This is a genomic window from Gammaproteobacteria bacterium, from assembly GCA_030949385.1.
In the GTDB taxonomy this organism is placed as follows: domain Bacteria; phylum Pseudomonadota; class Gammaproteobacteria; order JAUZRS01; family JAUZRS01; genus JAUZRS01.
In genome coordinates this window covers 238,717-256,288 of sequence record JAUZSP010000003.1, presented here as the reverse complement: position 1 = coordinate 256,288, position 17,572 = coordinate 238,717, and the positions used below count along the sequence as shown (strand labels likewise).

At 49.1% G+C, this 17,572-nt stretch carries 19 protein-coding genes; 6 read left to right on the top strand and 13 right to left on the bottom strand.

Annotated features, from left to right (window positions below; translation table 11 throughout):
* Positions 1 to 74 precede the first annotated feature (74 nt).
* Positions 75 to 587: a hypothetical protein gene (locus Q9O24_04905; GenBank protein MDQ7074491.1), complete on the top strand. Its 513-nt coding sequence runs from the start codon at positions 75 to 77 to the stop codon at positions 585 to 587.
* 120 nt (positions 588 to 707) lie between these two features.
* Positions 708 to 2,630, top strand: coding sequence for a c-type cytochrome (locus Q9O24_04900; GenBank protein MDQ7074490.1), 1,923 nt, complete (start codon positions 708 to 710; stop codon positions 2,628 to 2,630).
* Here the strand turns inward: Q9O24_04900 and Q9O24_04895 are convergent.
* From Q9O24_04895 to hslV, 7 genes are all read right to left on the bottom strand, one after another.
* Positions 2,622 to 2,933: a hypothetical protein gene (locus Q9O24_04895; GenBank protein ID MDQ7074489.1), complete on the bottom strand. Its 312-nt coding sequence runs from the start codon at positions 2,931 to 2,933 to the stop codon at positions 2,622 to 2,624. The genes Q9O24_04900 and Q9O24_04895 overlap by 9 nt on opposite strands.
* 52 nt (positions 2,934 to 2,985) lie before the next feature.
* Positions 2,986 to 4,662 (bottom strand): ubiquinone biosynthesis regulatory protein kinase UbiB, encoded by a 1,677-nt coding sequence (gene ubiB, locus Q9O24_04890; protein MDQ7074488.1) that lies wholly within the window; start codon positions 4,660 to 4,662, stop codon positions 2,986 to 2,988.
* Positions 4,659 to 5,279, bottom strand: a complete 621-nt coding sequence (locus Q9O24_04885) for an SCP2 sterol-binding domain-containing protein (GenBank protein MDQ7074487.1) — start codon at positions 5,277 to 5,279, stop codon at positions 4,659 to 4,661. The genes ubiB and Q9O24_04885 overlap by 4 nt, the downstream gene beginning before the upstream one ends.
* Positions 5,276 to 6,019, bottom strand: a complete 744-nt coding sequence (gene ubiE / locus Q9O24_04880; GenBank protein ID MDQ7074486.1) for a bifunctional demethylmenaquinone methyltransferase/2-methoxy-6-polyprenyl-1,4-benzoquinol methylase UbiE — start codon at positions 6,017 to 6,019, stop codon at positions 5,276 to 5,278. Before ubiE ends, Q9O24_04885 begins: the two co-directional genes overlap by 4 nt.
* Before the next feature lie 33 nt (positions 6,020 to 6,052).
* On the bottom strand, positions 6,053 to 6,421 hold the full coding sequence (locus Q9O24_04875) for a DUF971 domain-containing protein (protein ID MDQ7074485.1): 369 nt from the start codon (positions 6,419 to 6,421) through the stop codon (positions 6,053 to 6,055).
* Between the two features lie 27 nt (positions 6,422 to 6,448).
* Complete coding sequence (gene hslU / locus Q9O24_04870; protein MDQ7074484.1) at positions 6,449 to 7,780, bottom strand: ATP-dependent protease ATPase subunit HslU; 1,332 nt, start codon at positions 7,778 to 7,780, stop codon at positions 6,449 to 6,451.
* Positions 7,781 to 7,849: 69 nt separating this feature from the next.
* Positions 7,850 to 8,392, bottom strand: coding sequence for an ATP-dependent protease subunit HslV (gene hslV / locus Q9O24_04865; GenBank protein ID MDQ7074483.1), 543 nt, complete (start codon positions 8,390 to 8,392; stop codon positions 7,850 to 7,852).
* Positions 8,393 to 8,671: 279 nt separating this feature from the next.
* Between hslV and Q9O24_04860 the strand changes: the two genes are divergently transcribed.
* Positions 8,672 to 10,507 (top strand): hypothetical protein, encoded by a 1,836-nt coding sequence (locus tag Q9O24_04860; protein ID MDQ7074482.1) that lies wholly within the window; start codon positions 8,672 to 8,674, stop codon positions 10,505 to 10,507.
* Positions 10,508 to 10,520: 13 nt separating this feature from the next.
* On the opposite strand, the gene Q9O24_04855 is transcribed toward Q9O24_04860, so the two are convergent.
* From Q9O24_04855 to Q9O24_04835, 5 genes are read right to left on the bottom strand one after another with little or no spacing between them, the layout of a single operon-like run.
* Positions 10,521 to 11,432, bottom strand: coding sequence for a tyrosine recombinase XerC (locus Q9O24_04855; GenBank protein MDQ7074481.1), 912 nt, complete (start codon positions 11,430 to 11,432; stop codon positions 10,521 to 10,523).
* Between the two features lie 19 nt (positions 11,433 to 11,451).
* Positions 11,452 to 12,156, bottom strand: coding sequence for a DUF484 family protein (locus Q9O24_04850; GenBank protein MDQ7074480.1), 705 nt, complete (start codon positions 12,154 to 12,156; stop codon positions 11,452 to 11,454).
* Complete coding sequence (dapF, locus tag Q9O24_04845) at positions 12,153 to 12,983, bottom strand: diaminopimelate epimerase (GenBank protein ID MDQ7074479.1); 831 nt, start codon at positions 12,981 to 12,983, stop codon at positions 12,153 to 12,155. The genes Q9O24_04850 and dapF overlap by 4 nt, the downstream gene beginning before the upstream one ends.
* A gap of 9 nt (positions 12,984 to 12,992) precedes the next feature.
* A complete protein-coding gene (gene lysA / locus Q9O24_04840; GenBank protein MDQ7074478.1) occupies positions 12,993 to 14,240 on the bottom strand; it encodes a diaminopimelate decarboxylase in 1,248 nt (415 codons plus the stop codon).
* A 1-nt stretch (position 14,241) separates the two neighbouring features.
* Positions 14,242 to 14,412, bottom strand: a complete 171-nt coding sequence (locus Q9O24_04835) for a lipoprotein (GenBank protein MDQ7074477.1) — start codon at positions 14,410 to 14,412, stop codon at positions 14,242 to 14,244.
* 113 nt (positions 14,413 to 14,525) lie between these two features.
* Between Q9O24_04835 and Q9O24_04830 the strand changes: the two genes are divergently transcribed.
* The 3 genes from Q9O24_04830 (at position 14,526) to Q9O24_04820 (ending at position 16,026) form a co-directional block, all read left to right on the top strand.
* Positions 14,526 to 15,194 (top strand): dienelactone hydrolase family protein, encoded by a 669-nt coding sequence (locus Q9O24_04830; protein MDQ7074476.1) that lies wholly within the window; start codon positions 14,526 to 14,528, stop codon positions 15,192 to 15,194.
* 12 nt (positions 15,195 to 15,206) lie between these two features.
* Positions 15,207 to 15,578 carry a hypothetical protein gene (locus Q9O24_04825; protein ID MDQ7074475.1) on the top strand — a complete coding sequence of 124 codons (372 nt, stop codon included), beginning with the start codon at positions 15,207 to 15,209 and terminating at the stop codon, positions 15,576 to 15,578.
* Between the two features lie 97 nt (positions 15,579 to 15,675).
* A complete protein-coding gene (locus Q9O24_04820) occupies positions 15,676 to 16,026 on the top strand; it encodes an Hpt domain-containing protein (protein ID MDQ7074474.1) in 351 nt (116 codons plus the stop codon).
* Between the two features lie 10 nt (positions 16,027 to 16,036).
* On the opposite strand, the gene argH is transcribed toward Q9O24_04820, so the two are convergent.
* Positions 16,037 to 17,446, bottom strand: coding sequence for an argininosuccinate lyase (argH, locus tag Q9O24_04815; protein ID MDQ7074473.1), 1,410 nt, complete (start codon positions 17,444 to 17,446; stop codon positions 16,037 to 16,039).
* Between the last annotated feature and the right edge of the window lie 126 nt (positions 17,447 to 17,572).

The following is a 17,572-nucleotide window of genomic DNA, read 5'->3' as shown; positions in this document are numbered from 1 at the left end:
TGATCCAACGGCACAGATTTCCGTGCAAAAAAGGCATACACTGGACTCCTCACTGCAACCTTATGTTGGCAATCATGGCAACAGAACAGAGCAACACCAGACACAAAACTCAACAACACTCTTTACAGCTCTGCCAACAAGGACAACGTGCTGCCCTGCACAATCGCCCAAAAGAGGCACATACCCATTACCAAAATGCCCTAGAACTGGAACAAGAACGTCACCTTAGAGACGGTGATAAAGCGGAAATATTGCTGAATTTAGGCCGAATTTTAGAAAAAATCTCCACCCTCTATCGCCAACAAAAACAGTCCAGCCGTGCTCTACATTACTGCAAAATCGCTCTGCAAATCCGTCGCCGCCTGCACCAGAAACAAGATAACGACAAAAACAAACATCGACTGGCACTGAATTTAATTACATTTGCCAATCTACAGCTCACCCAAAAACGCGATAAAACCGCTGTCATTGCCTACCAAGAGGCTCTCAGCTTGTTGGATTATCTTGAAAAAAGAATGGGTAATATAAAAAAAATAAAACAACTTCAACAACTTACCTTAAAAAAGGTACATCAATTGACATCCTAACAAAAGCCTACTTTAGCCCTGCGACAAAGACCCTGTTGGTTTTAACCTATTTGCTGTGCAAGAATAAACTCTCTACTATCAAGCCCCAGTTACTCTTGCTCTATGAACGTACTGTCCATCATGAAAATACCAAGAATTTTATTTTTACTGCTGTTACTCGTCAATATCAGTGCCGTTGCATCTCCTAGCCCCAAAGCACAACGACTGTTACAGATGATCGATTACGTTGCTATCGACTATCCGGAAGCGATTCACAATGGAATAATTGTAAATCGTAGCGAATACAAGGAGATGTTGGAATTTTCGGATACCGTTGTTGTTTTGGCAGAGCTACTCCCTGTTGGTCGCCGCCAAAGTGAAATCGTTTCTCTCGCCTTAAACCTGCGTCAACGTATCAAAGAGAAACAAAACAGCACAATCATAAGCAATCTAATCGGCAAGCTGCGCTTTGAATTGATCAATCAGTTTAATGTCATCGTCGTACCCAACTCACAATTGGATATGGAGCAAGCCGAGCACATTTTCATTCAAGAATGTGCCCAGTGTCATGGCAAACAAGGAGACGGTAACGGCCCTCTAGCAGCCACACTCTCCCCGCCTCCCATCAATTTTTTGCACCGAGAGCGTTATCTGGAACGCACCCTATATGGCCTCTACAGCACCATCACCATGGGTGTTGATCACAGTGCCATGCAGGCCTATCCACAGCTCAGTAACCTTGAACGCTGGAGTCTGGCCTTTTATGTCGGGCAAATGGGAGCCAGCGAAACAGAATATCAACAAGGGCAGAAGCTCTGGCGAACCCTCGGCGCACAACATCCGCTATCAAATCCCCAAACTCTCGCCACTCTGACCCCGAATCAAGTCACAGAAAAATACGGCGACCAGAGCCTTTCTCTGCTGGCTTTTCTACGCTCAAACCCAAGAGTGCTGTTTTTTAGCGACTCCGACTCACCGCTAAACAAAGCACGCCACATACTGCAAAACAGCCTGCATGCCTACCAGCACGGTGATAAACAAGAAGCCTACCAACTGGCAGTAGATGCTTACCTGCAAGGTTTTGAGCCAGTGGAAGACAACTTAAGAGCCATCGACCCACGCCTGCTACGCGATATTGAAGTCAATATGATCTATTATCGTAAATCAATTCGCAGCGGCAAACATTTATCACAGCTCCAACAGCAAGTTGAAACACTTGATAATCAATTACAAAAAACCGAACAGAGACTCTCCACGACTCTGATTGATGCTACAACGGCCTATAAAAATGCCTTACTGCTGCTGTTAGAAGAAGCCTTTGAAGCCCTGTTAATTATTCTGATTGTCACCATGCTGCTGTTAAAAACCACCACATCTGGTGTTTATCACCGGCTTTATCTCAGTCTGGTCAGTGCTTTGATACTCAGCATTATGACTTGGTTTTTTGCCAAAGAGTTAAACCTTTCCCTCGGTTCTGGTAATGAGACCAAAGAATTCTTCACCGCCCTTCTAGCCACCATCTTACTGATTTATAATGCCTTAACCCTTAACAACGAAACACATCAGAAACACCCACAGGAGAAAAATGGCGAAAAAAAACTCAGTGATAAAGTCTTATCAAGCATGTTTATCTTGGTCTTTGTGGTGGCTTACCGAGATATTTTTGAACTGCTATTGGCCTATCCCAGCCTTTGGAACCAAACCAACCTTGAGGGTCAAAGTCTAATCCTGCTGGGCTTTATCAGCGCTTTAATTGTCTTCACCATCATACTCTGGCTGCTACAGCGACTCTGTTACAACATCACCTCCCTCTCCGCCCTGCGAGCAGGTACGCTCTGCATGTTAATGGTCAGCACGATTTTTATCGGCAAAGGCATTTCTGCTCTGCAAAAAAGTGGCAATTTACCACTAACTCCTATTGATCTACCTACTATTGAACTATTGGGAATCTATCCAAATATGCAAGGTTTATTGCTGCAAGGAGGCCTGCTGCTTTTCACTCTTCTGTTGCTGTTGAAAAATCGAGCCAAGATGAAACAGAGCACACAGCCGACATCAGAGTAAGCAGTCAATATTTAAACCTAACGAAGCACGAGACCTAATCTCAAGCGCTTGATGTTGCAGATAAAAATCCAATTTTTTATCAATACTTGCCAGCCGATCACTCAAAATACGCGCCGATCCAGCTGCACAATCAGGCTTCTCCAGTGCAATGTATTCACCAGAAAAGTCTGTTTCTACAGGAAGTCTCACCACAGCCGTTTGCTGCTCTGTGATCGCAACAACTCGGCTTAACGCCTGAACTTTAACCACTTTATGCGCTGAAACCGGCAAAACCAATGAACGAGAAAATAAAACACTGGACATGGTATTTGACCTTACATGGCTGCTAAACAAACGTTATAACAGGCCAATATAACTAATCTCTCACCTCAGACAAAGCCGAGACCAACAACACACCACCCGCCAAACCCAATGCCCAGCTCACCAAGGGCGCACCGGCTAACATCAACGGCTGATACCCGTCCAGACCAAAAATAACCGCCGCACTCACAAGCAAACCCACCCCAATAATGGCCAAAACGCTGCGCCGATTGGCTTGGCGCATCTCCAAGCGCAAACGCGCCAACTCATCCACCTGCGAGCTGGCTTTAAGGCGATCTTCGTGCGCGTGTTGCAATAATTCATAGAGCAAACCCGGCAATTTTGGCAGCGCCTCACCCCAGATGGGCAGCTCCTGCTTAATCGAGTTAAATACCGCTCTCGGCCCCACTTGCTCGCTCATCCAGCGTTCCAAAAAGGGTTTGGCGGTCTGCCACAAATCCAAATCAGGGTAGAGCTGTCGCCCCAAACCTTCGATGTTCAGCAAGGTCTTTTCCAGCAGCACCAACTGCGGCTGCACGGTCATATCAAAGCGGCGCGCGGTCTGGAACAGACGCACCAGCAACTGCCCAAAAGAGATCTCTTTCAGGGGGCGTTCAAAAATCGGCTCACAAACGGTGCGAATCGCCGCCTCAAACTCATCCACCCGCGTCCCCACCGGCACCCAACCCGAATCCACATGCAGCTGCGCCACCCGTTTGTAATCACGATGAAAAAAGGCCAATAAATTCTCAGCCAAATAACGCTGATCGTCCGGTGAAAGACTGCCCACAATGCCAAAATCCACTGCAATGTATTTCGGATCTTGTGGGTCATCACAATTAACAAACACATTGCCTGGATGCATGTCTGCATGGAAAAAATTATCCCGAAACACCTGTGTAAAAAAGGTCTCCACACCCCGTTCCGCCAAGATTTTAAAATCAATCTGACGCGCTTGCAGAGTTTTGAGATCACTCACCGGCACCCCGTAGATCCGCTCCATCACCATGACGTTTTTGTGCGTCATCGGCCAGATGATTTCAGGAATGTAGAGAATGTCAGAGTTGATGAAATTCTGCCGCAACTGATTGGCGTTACCCGCTTCACGCACCAGATCCAGCTCATCCAAAATGGTCTTTTCGTATTCGGCGACGATCTCACGAGGGCGCAGACGCGGCCCTTCAGACCAAAAACGCTCCGCCAAACCGGCCACAATGTAGAGCAGCGCCACATCTCGTTTGATCACCTGCAAAATATCGGGGCGCAATACTTTAACCACCACTTCACGACCGTCTTTCAAGGTTGCCGCATGTACCTGAGCAATGGAAGCCGAGGCCAGCGGAATTTTTTCAAACTCCGAAAAAGCCTGCTCAACCGACTCACCCAACGCCGCCTCAATCAGCTCTTGCGCCTGCTGGGCATCAAATGGTGGCACCCGATCCTGTAACTTTTCCAACTCATCGGCAATGTCATCGTCCAACACGTCGCGACGGGTAGAGAGCAGTTGGCCAAATTTAATAAAAATCGGTCCCAGCTCTTCCAACGCTTTTCGAATCCGAACCCCACGCGGCGCAGAACGCTGTTCGGTTTTAAACCAGTGCCAAGGCGAGAGCAGCAACAGAAAACGAACCGGACGAAACAGGTGAGTCGCAAACACAATCTCATCCAAGCCGTGGCGTAACAAAACTCGATTGATATGAAACAAACGTAAAATTTGTGTCGGACCGATCACTCGATAGACTCCTTAACAGACAAATTCAGCAGACGTTCGACCCGTGCCTGTAGACGATCCGTATCACTGCGTAACGCTTCGATTTGCGCTAAAAAATCTTCAACGCAATAAGACGTAGGCAGCGCCTCCGCCTCCTCTTGCAAGTAATCTGCAATGTCTTGCTGCACAGAATGACCACTGCGCGCGCCCCAGTCTTTCAGCTGTTTGACACCGCGCTCCAGTTGATAGGTAACAAAATCACCAAACAAAAACGAGACGTGTTCAGGCCAATCAATATCCAACTGCTCAAACAGACGATTGAATTTTTTACCCAACGTCACATCACCCTGAATAGAAACCTCACCACGAAACAGAGCGCGACCCGGCTGGCTTTTTAACGACAACAAAGAGAAAGGCGTACCTGAAATCAAGGTATCAGACAACCCTTGAAAGGATTTCAACAACTGCATACCCGAAGCCTGAGGGGCAAAATGCAGACGCAGATCAAGACCGTCGATCTGCACCGTAATAACCTTGCCTTGCATCGCCCGCAGACGAGGAGCCACCCCTTCATCCAACTCCAACAGAGCATTAAACGCAGTTTCAATTAGATCAATCAACGGATCCGGCAGGATCAAAACTTATAACCTCGATGCAGCGCCACAATGCCACCGCTAAGGTTAAAGTATTCACAGCGTTCAAAACCAGCACTGGCCATCATGCCTTTTAATGTGTCTTGATCAGGGTGCATACGAATGGATTCAGCCAAATAACGGTAACTTTCTGCGTCATTGGCCACCACTTTACCCATCAACGGCAGCAGTTTAAAAGAGTAAAAATCATAGATAGGCGCAAGAGCCGGAGCCGTCGGTTTAGAAAACTCCAGCACCAGCAGACGCCCACCAGGTTTCAAAACCCGCAACATGGAACGCAACGCTTTGTCTTTGTCCGTGACGTTACGCAAACCAAAAGCGATGGTGATGCAGTTGAAATAGTTGTCTGGAAAAGGCAAACATTCCGCATTGGCTTGCACCACCCGCGTATTGTTGATCTTGCCCGCTTCAATCAGACGATCTCGCCCCTCCAGCAGCATCGAGGCGTTGATATCCGACAAAATCACCTCGCCACTCGGGCCAACTCGATCCGCCAACTTAGCCGCCAAATCACCGGTACCACCAGCCAAATCCAACACCCGATGCCCCGCTCTGACCCCCGATTGACCGATGGCAAAACGTTTCCAGACTCGATGCACACCCATCGACATCAGATCGTTCATGACATCGTATTTACTCGCCACCGAGTGAAATACCTCCGCCACTTTGCCCGCTTTCTCTTCGGCGGCCACCTTCTGGTAACCAAAATGCGTCTGCTTTTTCATAATCTACTCGGCTTACACAGTAACACTCGACCCTTAAACAGAGCCTTCATTCATATCGCGTTTTTTGCCATCGGCAGCCAAACGTTGCAGGTAATCTTCCCAGTTGGCATCGGCATTTTCCCCCAAACGATGCAAATATTCCCAAGAGAAAATCCCCGTCTCGTGGTTGTCATCAAAGCGGAACAACAGCGCGTAATTGCCCACCGGCTCAATGCCCTTAATCATCACATCTTGTTTGCCGTATTGCAGCACCCCTTGACCAGGACCGTGCCCCTGTACTTCAGCCGAAGGGGAAAACACACGCAAATACTCTGCACTCAAACTGCATGAATAACCGTCATCAAAGGTTAAATCCAACATGCGAGAGGTGCTGTGGTAGGTAATATCAGTAGGTTTAGGCATAACAATAACTCCAAAAAGTAAAACTCGCTATAGGATGTAGCGGCTCAAATCTTCGTCCTGCACCAAGTTACCCAAGTGCTGATCGACGTAGGCCACATCCACCTTAATTGATTCTCCCGAGGGCAGATCTGCCGCTGCAAAGGAGGCTTCTTCCAGCAATCGCTCCATCACCGTATGCAGGCGACGGGCACCGATGTTTTCTGTGCGCTCGTTTACTTGCCACGCCGCTTCAGCAATGCGTTGAATGCCTTCTGTGGTAAAACTCAACGGCACGCCTTCGGTCTCCATCAACGCGCTGTATTGTTCGGTCAAGGAGGCATCGGGTTCGGTCAGAATGCGAACAAAGTCGTCGCTGTTGAGCGCCTGCAATTCCACTCGAATCGGCAGACGACCCTGCAATTCAGGAATCAGATCCGAAGGTTTGGCCAGATGAAACGCGCCCGAAGCGATAAACAAGATGTGGTCGGTTTTCACCATGCCAAACTTGGTCGAGACCGTACAGCCCTCCACCAACGGCAGCAGATCCCGCTGCACCCCTTCACGAGAAACATCGCCGCCACTCTGCTCGCCACGACGAGTGACTTTATCAATCTCATCCAGAAAAACGATGCCGTTCTGCTCCACGTTGTCCAACGCCTTGAGCTTGATCTCCTCTTCATTGACCAGTTTGCCCGCTTCCTCATCGGTGAGCAGCTTGAACGCTTCGGCCACGTTTAATTTGCGGCTTTTGCTCTGCTGATTGCCCATGTTCTGAAATAGACCCTGCAACTGCTGGGTCATCTCTTCCATGCCGGGAGGAGCCATAATCTCCACCCCCATGCTGGGTGCGAGCAGATCAATCTCAATCTCACGCTCATCTAATTTATGTTCACGCAACATCTTGCGAAATTTCTGCCGTGTGCCGTTTTCGCTGGAACGCTCTTTATTACCAAACTCATCGTGTGAAGGTGGCAACAAAGCATCAAGAATGCGCTCTTCCGCTGCCTCTTCGGCGCGAAACTGAACCTTTTCCATCTCCTGCTCACGGGTCACTTTAATCGCCACATCCATCAGATCGCGCACAATCGACTCAACATCACGCCCGACATAGCCCACTTCGGTGAACTTAGTCGCTTCCACTTTGATAAACGGCGCATTGGCCAGTTTTGCCAGCCGACGAGCGATTTCGGTCTTACCCACCCCCGTCGGACCGATCATCAAAATATTTTTCGGCGTAATTTCATTGCGCAGGCTGATGTCCACCTGCTGGCGACGCCAGCGATTACGCAGGGCAATAGCCACCGCGCGTTTGGCGGCGTTTTGGCCAATGATGTGTTTGTCCAACTCTTGAACAATCTCTCTCGGAGTCATCTGTGACATAGCTTTAACACACTTCCTAGGGGGTAAAATGCAATTCAAACAAACTGAATGTCTAAAAGGTAAGAGACCTTACTCGGTCTCCAGCACCTCAATGGTCAAGTTGTGATTGGTGTAGATGCAGATATCCGCCGCAATATTGAGGCTCTTTTCAACAATCTGGCGCGCACTCAATTCGCTGTTTTCCAACAACGCCTGCGCTGCCGCTTGGGCAAACGGGCCACCAGAACCGATGGCAATCAGACCGTGTTCCGGATCAATCACATCACCGTTGCCCGAAATCACCAAAGAACTCTCCGCATCCGCCACCGCCAACAAGGCTTCCAAACGACGCAACATACGGTCGGTGCGCCAATCTTTGGCCATTTCCACCGCTGCGCGGGTCAAGTTGCCCGAGTACATCTCCAACTTGGCTTCAAAACGCTCAAACAAAGTAAACGCATCGGCAGTGCCACCGGCAAAACCGGCAATCACGCGATCATTATAAAGACGGCGCACTTTACGCGCGTTGCCTTTCATAACCGTGTTTCCTAAGGTCACTTGACCATCGCCGCCAATAACGACTTGATTTCCCCGTCGCACGGAGATAATCGTGGTTCCACGATACTGCTGCAAGATGTCTCTCCCGTTAATCGAATGGCGGCAATTCTACACCAAAGAGGCTCGAAACAACCGCCCCCTTTTTTGCTTTTCCTAATCACCCCCCCCACAGCACAAGCCAAAACTTAACAAGAACGGCAAGTCTGACAAATTACCCATAAGAAACCGATAAAAAATTCTCCGCATTCCTTGAGTTAAAAACGGATTATGTTGTGCTATTCAGGAAACTGGTACAATTCATGGAACCTAAGTAAGTTACGTTTTTACGCTAAACCCAAGGCACCTCAATCGACTATGAAGCTCTGTATTCCAAACCAAGAAAAAACCGAATTTTCTGCATTCTGCGGCTCGCCGCGTCTGGTGAAACGGTGGTTAGTGGAACAACAAGAGAACACGGTGCAAAAATCGATACGTGAATTTTTTACTACTCTAAAGCAGATGAACCGAGAGATCATTGCCCCTCGCCAACGGCTGGAATACCTAGAATCCTTTCGCCCCATGGCGCGCGTCATCAACAATCACTTGCAGAAACGTTACCTCTCTTTGAGCCTGCCACTGCCGGAACGATCCCGTAAAATCTTTGATCTCAACTTGGCACTGCTACAAGAGATGGCTTACGGCTACAAAATCGTAGTTAATGACGGCACCCAAGAGCGCTCTCAACTGCACAATCGCTACATCACTCTCGGTCTGCAACGCGCCATGAACTACCTCTCTAGCGTCATGTTGCGTTGCGCTCAGGTCTACACCCTGATCCCCGAAAGCCTGTGGTACGACCTGCATCAGCTCTACCATTATGCCGAAGAGAAACAACTGCACGAGTTGCCCATCAAAGACAGCGAGCTGCAACGACGTGACAAACTCAGCATCAGCCAGATCTACAAACGCGCTTTGATGCTCGCCTTAGCACACCCTGAAACCCTGCATCGAGGTGAAGCGGAACGCATTTACACCGACCTAGAAGAGTGGACTGAACTTTGTAATTTGCAACTCAGCCAAAATACAGCGCCTCTGGGACGGCTGTTTGGGGTCAATTTGGACAGTGACAAACCGCCTGTCAGCCTCGATTATTTGCGCCCCACCTTTGGCGCAAAAATTCGCTGGCTGGATGTGCGCAAACTGCTGGCCAAACTCAGCACCCACATGAACGAAGATGAAGACGTCAACTCTCCTCTGATGGAAGGTGATGGCCTCTCTCCCAACGCTCAAAAACGCCTGTGGGTTAATTGGGGCATGAGCATCGAACGCGCTCACAGTCGTATTCCGAAAAAAACCTCAGCCATCGTCGAGATCGGCCTGAAAGCGATTCACGACAGCATACTGGCTGAAGTTGCTGCCACCAGCACACCGGCGGCAAACAAACCAAAAGCAGCCCCCAATGCCTTCAACCCAGACATGATGCACCTGCAAATTATTCCCATCGAAGAACGACGCAACGCCGGTAGCAGTGGTTTTATCAACCACCCTGGCTCTAGAGGCAGCCAAATCGCCTCTGACTCATGGGAAAACATCGCCAGTGGAAACGTCTTTAACAACCACTACGAACAAGAAAAAGAAAAACAGACAGAAAAAAAACAAAACAACAAACCACAGGCAAAAAAAGACGATCAACAATGGAGCCTACTCAATACCAGCCCAGGTGGTTTTGGCCTACTTCGACGGGGTGCCAGCCAATCCAAAGCTCACGTTGGTGAAATTCTCGGCCTAAGAGAAAATGATCGCAATGGCAACGCCTCTTGGAGAATTGGCGTCATTCGCTGGATGCGTTTTCTGGAAAAGCAGACCTTTGAGATCGGCGTACAAGCGCTTTCATCCCGTGCTTTTGCAGTCAATGTGGAAACCAAAAACCCAACCTTCGCCAGCGAACAACAGCAGGAGTGTCTCTTTTTTCCTGAAGACATGTCTCTGGATCAGCCCACCTCTCTGCTGACGCCATCACACATGTATAAAGTGGGAAGTCGTGCCAATATCAAAATCATGAACAAAGATATGCACGTTCAATTCAAAGATATTTTGCGCCATACGGGATTTTTTACTCAATTCCACATCAATACCAGCGACGATGAACACGTAGAGAAAAAAGAGAAAAAACAGGACGGTTATTTTGATTCGGTCTGGGATAACATCTAACCCGACATCTCAATCAAGACTCTGAGCCTTTTTTCCGCGCCCGAGGGTGCGCCCGCTGATACACCTCGTTCAAATGCTGAAACTCAAGATGAGTGTAAATCTGGGTGGTCGCAATGTCCGCATGACCCAACAACTCCTGCACCCCGCGCAGATCACCACTGGATTGCAAAATATGGCTGGCAAACGCATGACGCAACATGTGCGGATGCAATGCGTGGTGCCACTGCAACCGCTCTGACCAATAACGCAACCGCGACTGAATCGCCCTCACGGAAATACGCGTTCCTCGTTGCGAAACAAACAGCGCCGTCTCATCGGCATTGGCCATACTCTCTCGCGCCACAAACCAAGATCGAAGCGCCAACCAGGCTTTTTCACCCACCGGCACAATGCGATCTTTGCTGCCTTTACCCCGCACCCGCACCGAACCATCCGGTTGATCCAAATCAGTGATGTTCAATGAGGTCAATTCCATCAAGCGCAACCCAGAAGAGTAAAACAACTCCATCATGGCTCGATCACGACTGCCCAAACGTCCTGTTAACATCGATTCTAATAACGCCTGCACCTGCGCCACATCAGGAATCACCGGCAAGGTGTATTCACCACTGGGGGCATGTACCATCACCGCCGGATTATGCACCATCAACTCTTCACGCAATAAAAATTTAAACAGCGAACGCAACGCCGATAGACGACGCTCCAGAGAGCGACCACTCAATCCACGTTGATGACTGATACTGATATAACGCTGCACTTCAGCCTGCCCCACGCGTTTCCAACTGGACAAGGAAGCACGCTGACAAAAACGTAAAAAGTCGCTGATATCATGCTGATACGCATTAATGGTGTAGGAAGAATAACGCCGCTCCACAGAAAGCACCTGCAAAAACTGCTGCATATCCTGTTGTAAATCGGAGGGCATATTTATAAAAAACCAGCAACTATTTAAAAAACTGCGCCAAACGACCGGCAAGCAATTGAGAGAAATGATTTAAAAAATCAACCCCCATAGTTGGACTAAAACGATCGGGATCATGGCTTCCGATCATCATCACTCCTAAAATTCGCTCCCCACTGAGCAGAGGCATCAACGCATGAGAGCCTTTTTGCAGCTCACTTTGTAGAGAAAAAAACCGCAGCTGATCGCTCAGCAAGCGCCCACAGACAATACGACCGCTCAACAACAGATCCTCAAACACAGACCAGTTACCAGCCTCAGCGACAAAATAGTGTTGGATTTTTTTTGCCGTGCGTTTGGGCATTTCAACCTGCAGACGAATCACAACCTGATCTGCCAAAAATTGCTGCTTCAGCAGATCTTCAGTTAAGGAAAGCGCAGCAGCAATATTTTTGGCCTTAAACAGCCCCAAAGCCAACTGTTGCAGCGCCTCAGCCAGACGATCATTATTGCCCGCCGCCCGCAGCAGCTCTTGCAGCTTCAATTCCAACTGCTGTGAACGGCTTCGCAACTGCTGTACCTGTCGTTCAATCAATGAAGCGGCTGGGACGCAAGCGTGTTTCAATTCCAACGTCTCTAACGATGCCCCATTACGCTCAAAAAAATCAGGATTCTGAGCAAGATAACGCCTCACTTCCGCCTCACTGGGCAGTTCTGTGGACTGTGCTGGGTTCAACTGGTTTTTCATAACTCAATCTCTCCTTGGTAAACTCGCTCTGCTGGCCCAGTCATATACAGATCATGACCTTCTCCCTGCCACTCAACGGACAAAGTGCCTCCTGGCAATGTGACTTGCACCTTGTCCGCCAATAAACCTTGCCGTTGCCCTACCGCAACCGCCGCGCACGCACCGGTGCCACAGGCCAAGGTCTCCGCCGCACCACGCTCAAAAACCCGCAGCCGAATCGAATCACGATCCAGAATCTGCATAAAACCGACATTTACCCGCTCAGGAAAACGATCATGAACTTCAATCAATGCCCCCAAAGATGAAACCGCAGCCAAATCAACATCCTCTACTTGTAACACCACATGAGGATTACCCATCGAAACCGCCCCAACTTGATATGACCGACCCTCCACTTCCAACAAATAAGAGTGTGCGACTTCATTGGCCAAAAAAGGCAATGCCGAAGGCTCAAAACGAGGCTGTCCCATATTGACCTTCACCTGACCGTCCTCCTGCAGGTACAAAACAATATTGCCACCTGCGGTCTCTACTGGGATCACAGCGCTGTTACTCAACCCCTCATCGAGCACAAAACGGGCAAAACAACGCGCACCGTTGCCGCACTGCTGCACTTCACCACCATCGGCATTAAAGATGCGATAACGGAAATCCACGTGTTCACTCTGCGCCCGCTCCACCAGCAAAATCTGATCACAGCCCACGCCAACATGACGATCCGCCAAAAACCTCAACTGCTCAACACCTAAATTCACAGGGGCTTCAAAGGCATTAATCACCACAAAGTCATTACCTAAACCGTGCATTTTTGTAAAATTAAGCAACATGATCTTTTCTCACTCCGGCAATAGGCTTTCGCCCACCATCAACTGTTGCACAGTTTCACGAGCACGCACCAGATGCGCGTGCTCACCGTCCACCATCACCTCAGCGGCACGCGGACGGCTGTTGTAATTGGAACTCATGGTAAAACCGTACGCCCCTGATGAACGGATCGCCAACAGATCCCCCTCTTGCAAACAGAGCTCACGCCCCTTACCCAAAAAGTCACCGGTTTCACAGATCGGCCCGACCACATCGTACACCTCTGTTTTACCGTCACGAGGCAGAACCGGCACAATCTTCTGCCACGCTTGATAGAGTGCCGGACGCAGCAGATCGTTCATCGCTGCATCCACAATGGCAAAGTTATGGCTCTCCGTGGGTTTCAAAAACTCCACCTCGGTCAATAAGATACCCGCATTACCCGCAATGGCACGCCCTGGTTCGATGATAATCTCTTTGTCCAGATCCCCCAACACCGCATTTAAGGCCTCAGCCCACTGCCGTGGTTCTGGTGGTGTCTCATCGTCGTAACAAATACCCAAGCCACCGCCCAGATCCAGATGCTGAAGCTCAATACCCGCCGCTTCGATCTTTTCCACCAACGCCAAAACGCGCTGTAACGCAGCCACAAAGGGAGCGATCTCCGTCAATTGAGAACCGATATGGCAATCAATGCCCACCACCTGCAAATTCGACAGCGAAGCCGCATATTGATACGCCGTCAAAGCCTGATCTACCGCAATGCCAAACTTGTTCTCTTTCAAACCCGTAGAGATGTAGGGGTGTGTTTTTGCGTCCACATCGGGGTTGACCCGCAGCGACACCGCAGCCACGTTGCCCTCCATCATTGCCACTCGATTGATCCGCTTCAGCTCTGGCAACGACTCGACATTAAAACAGCGAATCCCCACTTGCAGTGCGCGCCGAATCTCCGATGAACGTTTACCCACACCGGAAAAGACCACCTTTTTGGGATCACCGCCCGCCGCCAAGACTCGTTCCAGCTCACCCACGGAGACGATGTCAAAACCCGAACCCAAACGCGCCAGCACATTCAGCACCGCCACATTGGAGTTGGCTTTAACGGCATAACAGACCAAATGACGACGTTCAGCCAACGCATCATCAAAGGCACGCCAATGCCGCTCCAAAGTCGCCCGCGAATAGACGTACAACGGTGTACCGTACTCCGCCGCCAACTCTTTTAAATCAACGCTTTCTGCACACAACCGCTTGTTTTTATAATCAAAAAAATCCATCCTACTTCCTATTATTGTCTTGAGCCACAGATTCCTGCGCCTGCACAGGCTCAGCGGCGGGTTCCGTTGGCAAATAAAGTGGCCCTTTCAAACCACAGCCGCTCAACATGCTCAACAGCGCCAAACCGGCCACTACCGCAAAAAAAAGCCATCGAGACCAACAAAAATACATGCCATTCACTCACTTAATTCAATTTTTCACAGTATAACGGCTGACTATCTTCGAGAAAATCAAAGCGCTAAAATAATCAACCCCAAGGCATAAACTCACAGGCAGAAGACACAATGCAGCAAACAAGCAATATCCTAGAGTGCGTCGAATTACAGACCGCCGAACAGGTCAAAAACAGCGTTATTTGGCTGCACGGCTTGGGAGCCGATGGCCATGACTTTGAGGCCATCGTGCCAGAACTGCACCTGCCCACGGAGTTGGGTGGGGTGCGGTTTATCTTCCCACACGCTCCGATTCGTCCCATTACCATCAATGGCCAACAAACCATGCGCGCTTGGTACGATCTCACCTCATTGGACTTTGAGCACCCACAAGACCGCGCAGGCATTTTGCACTCCTGCGCTCAAGTCGAACAGCTGATCCAACGAGAAAACCAGCGCGGCATCGCTCATGCACAGATCATTCTGGCCGGATTCTCTCAAGGTGGAGCCATTGCCCTGCACTGCGGTTTACACACCTCACAACCACTGGCCGGTCTGATGATCCTCTCTTCCTATCTGCCTCTGCCAAAAGATCTAAAACACCCCCACAAAAATCAGCCTATTTTTATCGCCCACGGCCAGCAGGATTCCGTCATTCCCATTCATGTTGCCCAAACCTCCTACCAAACGTTACAACAGCAGCAGATCCCCTTTCAATGGTCAGAATATCCGATGGCACACAGCCTTTGTGCCGATGAAATCGACCAAATAAGAACATGGTTAATAACAACATTAAAATGAGCGCATCATATTATGAAACTCGACAAACAACATGGCACATCAGTGCAAAGTAGCCTCGGTTTAGAGCCCTCTCAACCGCTTTGGCAGCGCGCCCCAAAACGAGATGAAAACGGCGTTTCTCTGTTTGATTTTATCCTACACATTCCCAAACTCAACAAAAAGCCCTTAGAGCAACAACAAGAAACAGTGCTCCAGATCGAAAAAATTTTCGACCTCTATCAAGACAAAATTGTCTTTGCCGACCTTAATTTAAAAATCAACGTGCTTTGGGTCAGCATAAAACCCATTCCTGGACTATCTTATGAAATAGCCGCAGCGATAAAAGCACGTGTCCCTGAAGTCCTCATAGTCGCCAATCAATACGAGGCAAATCGAAAAAGATAAGGATCTTCCTCGATTTTCTAACAAAACTGAGACTATAATAGAATAAAAATTCTTTAATAAGCGATACGATACTATTTTTTAACGGAAAGGAGTCACGATGGGAACCACCATCAACGAGACAATGTTTGAAGAGCTGTGCGACATCATGGAAGAAGAGATGCCTTCTCTGCTACAGACATTTCAAGACACAATCCCCGAGCTGATTGAACAAACCGGCACCGCCATCGCCCAACACGACAGCGATGCCTTAGCCAAAACCGCTCACCGCATCAAAGGCAGCAGCGGAAATTTGGGTGCAGAACGTCTAATGGCCGTCGCCTTTGAACTGGAACAGAAAGGCCGTGCTGGTGACGCAGAACATGCCGAGCTATTACAACAACAGCTGGTCAATGAATACAGTCAGGTAAAAAACGCGCTGCAAAACCTAAGTCGCAAATACCTGAACTGAGCACTGCATTTTAGCCTACTTGCAACAAATCAAGCAGACGCTGACGACCGCGCACCACCGCCTGTTTGACCTGTTTTGGTGCAGTACCACCGATGTGATCCCGACTGGCCACCGAACCTTCCAGCGTCAACACTTCAAACACATCCTTACTGATGCTGTCTGAAAAAACCTGCAACTCTGCCAAGCTCATCTCGCTCAAATCACGCTCCTCTTGCACCCCAAACTGCACCGCCTTACCCACCACCTCATGAGCATCACGGAACGGCAAACCTTTACAAACCAAATAATCAGCCAGATCCGTAGCCGTGGAAAACCCTTGTTTGGCAGCGGCGTACATCACCTCTTGTTTGGCTGTCACCGCTGGCATCATATCGGCAAAGGCGCGTAAGCAGCCCAGCAAGGTATCAATAGTATCAAACAGCGGCTCTTTGTCTTCTTGATTGTCTTTGTTGTAGGCCAAAGGCTGTGATTTCATCAGGGTCAACATACTGATCAAATTGCCATTCACTCGACCGGTTTTACCGCGCACCAGCTCAGGTACATCGGGGTTTTTTTTCTGCGGCATAATGGAAGAACCGGTGCAAAACCGATCGGGCAGATCAATAAAATCAAACTGCGCCGACGCCCACAGCACCAGCTCCTCAGAGAAACGCGACAGATGGGTCATGATCAAAGCACCAGCCGCGCAAAACTCGATGGCAAAATCACGATCACTAACCGAATCCAACGAATTCTCCGTTGGCGCATCAAACCCCAACAGTTCAGCGGTGTAAAAACGGTCAATGGGATAACTGGTACCGGCCAAAGCTGCTGCCCCCAGAGGCAAGACATTAAATCGCTTACGACAATCCAACAAACGATCCGCATCGCGCATCAACATCTCAAACCACGCCAACAAATGATGGCCAAAGGTGACCGGTTGAGCCGTTTGCAGGTGGGTAAAGCCCGGCATAATCACCTCGGCGTTGTTCTCAGCTTGATCCAGCAAAGCCTCCATCAGACGTTGCAACTGCGCCAAAATAGGCTCCATCTCATCGCGCAGATAGAGACGAATGTCCGTCGCCACTTGATCGTTGCGCGAGCGCCCCGTATGCAGTTTTTTGCCTGCCAGACCAATTTTGTCGGTCAAACGCGCTTCAATGTTCATGTGAACGTCTTCTAACGCCACCGACCACTCTAACCGTCCCGCTTCAATATCCGCTTCAACCTCATTTAGGCCGGTTAAAATCGAGGTCAACTCCTCGTCATTTAACACCCCCACCTTAGTCAACATCTTGGCGTGTGCTCGTGAACCTTCGATGTCTTGACGATACATACGCTTATCGAAATGTATCGAAGCAGTAAATTCCTGAACAAAGGCATCGGTGGCCTCACTAAAACGTCCACTCAGAAGTTTGCTTCTGCTGTTTTCCTGACTCATATTTGCCTCTCACTGTTAATTATTCCCAAGTATAGCAAGCACATTGACCGTTAATAACAGCAAAATGGCCGTTAAGCGGTGAAACAACTCAAATAATCAACCACTTGCAGTTTTTTATAATAATCA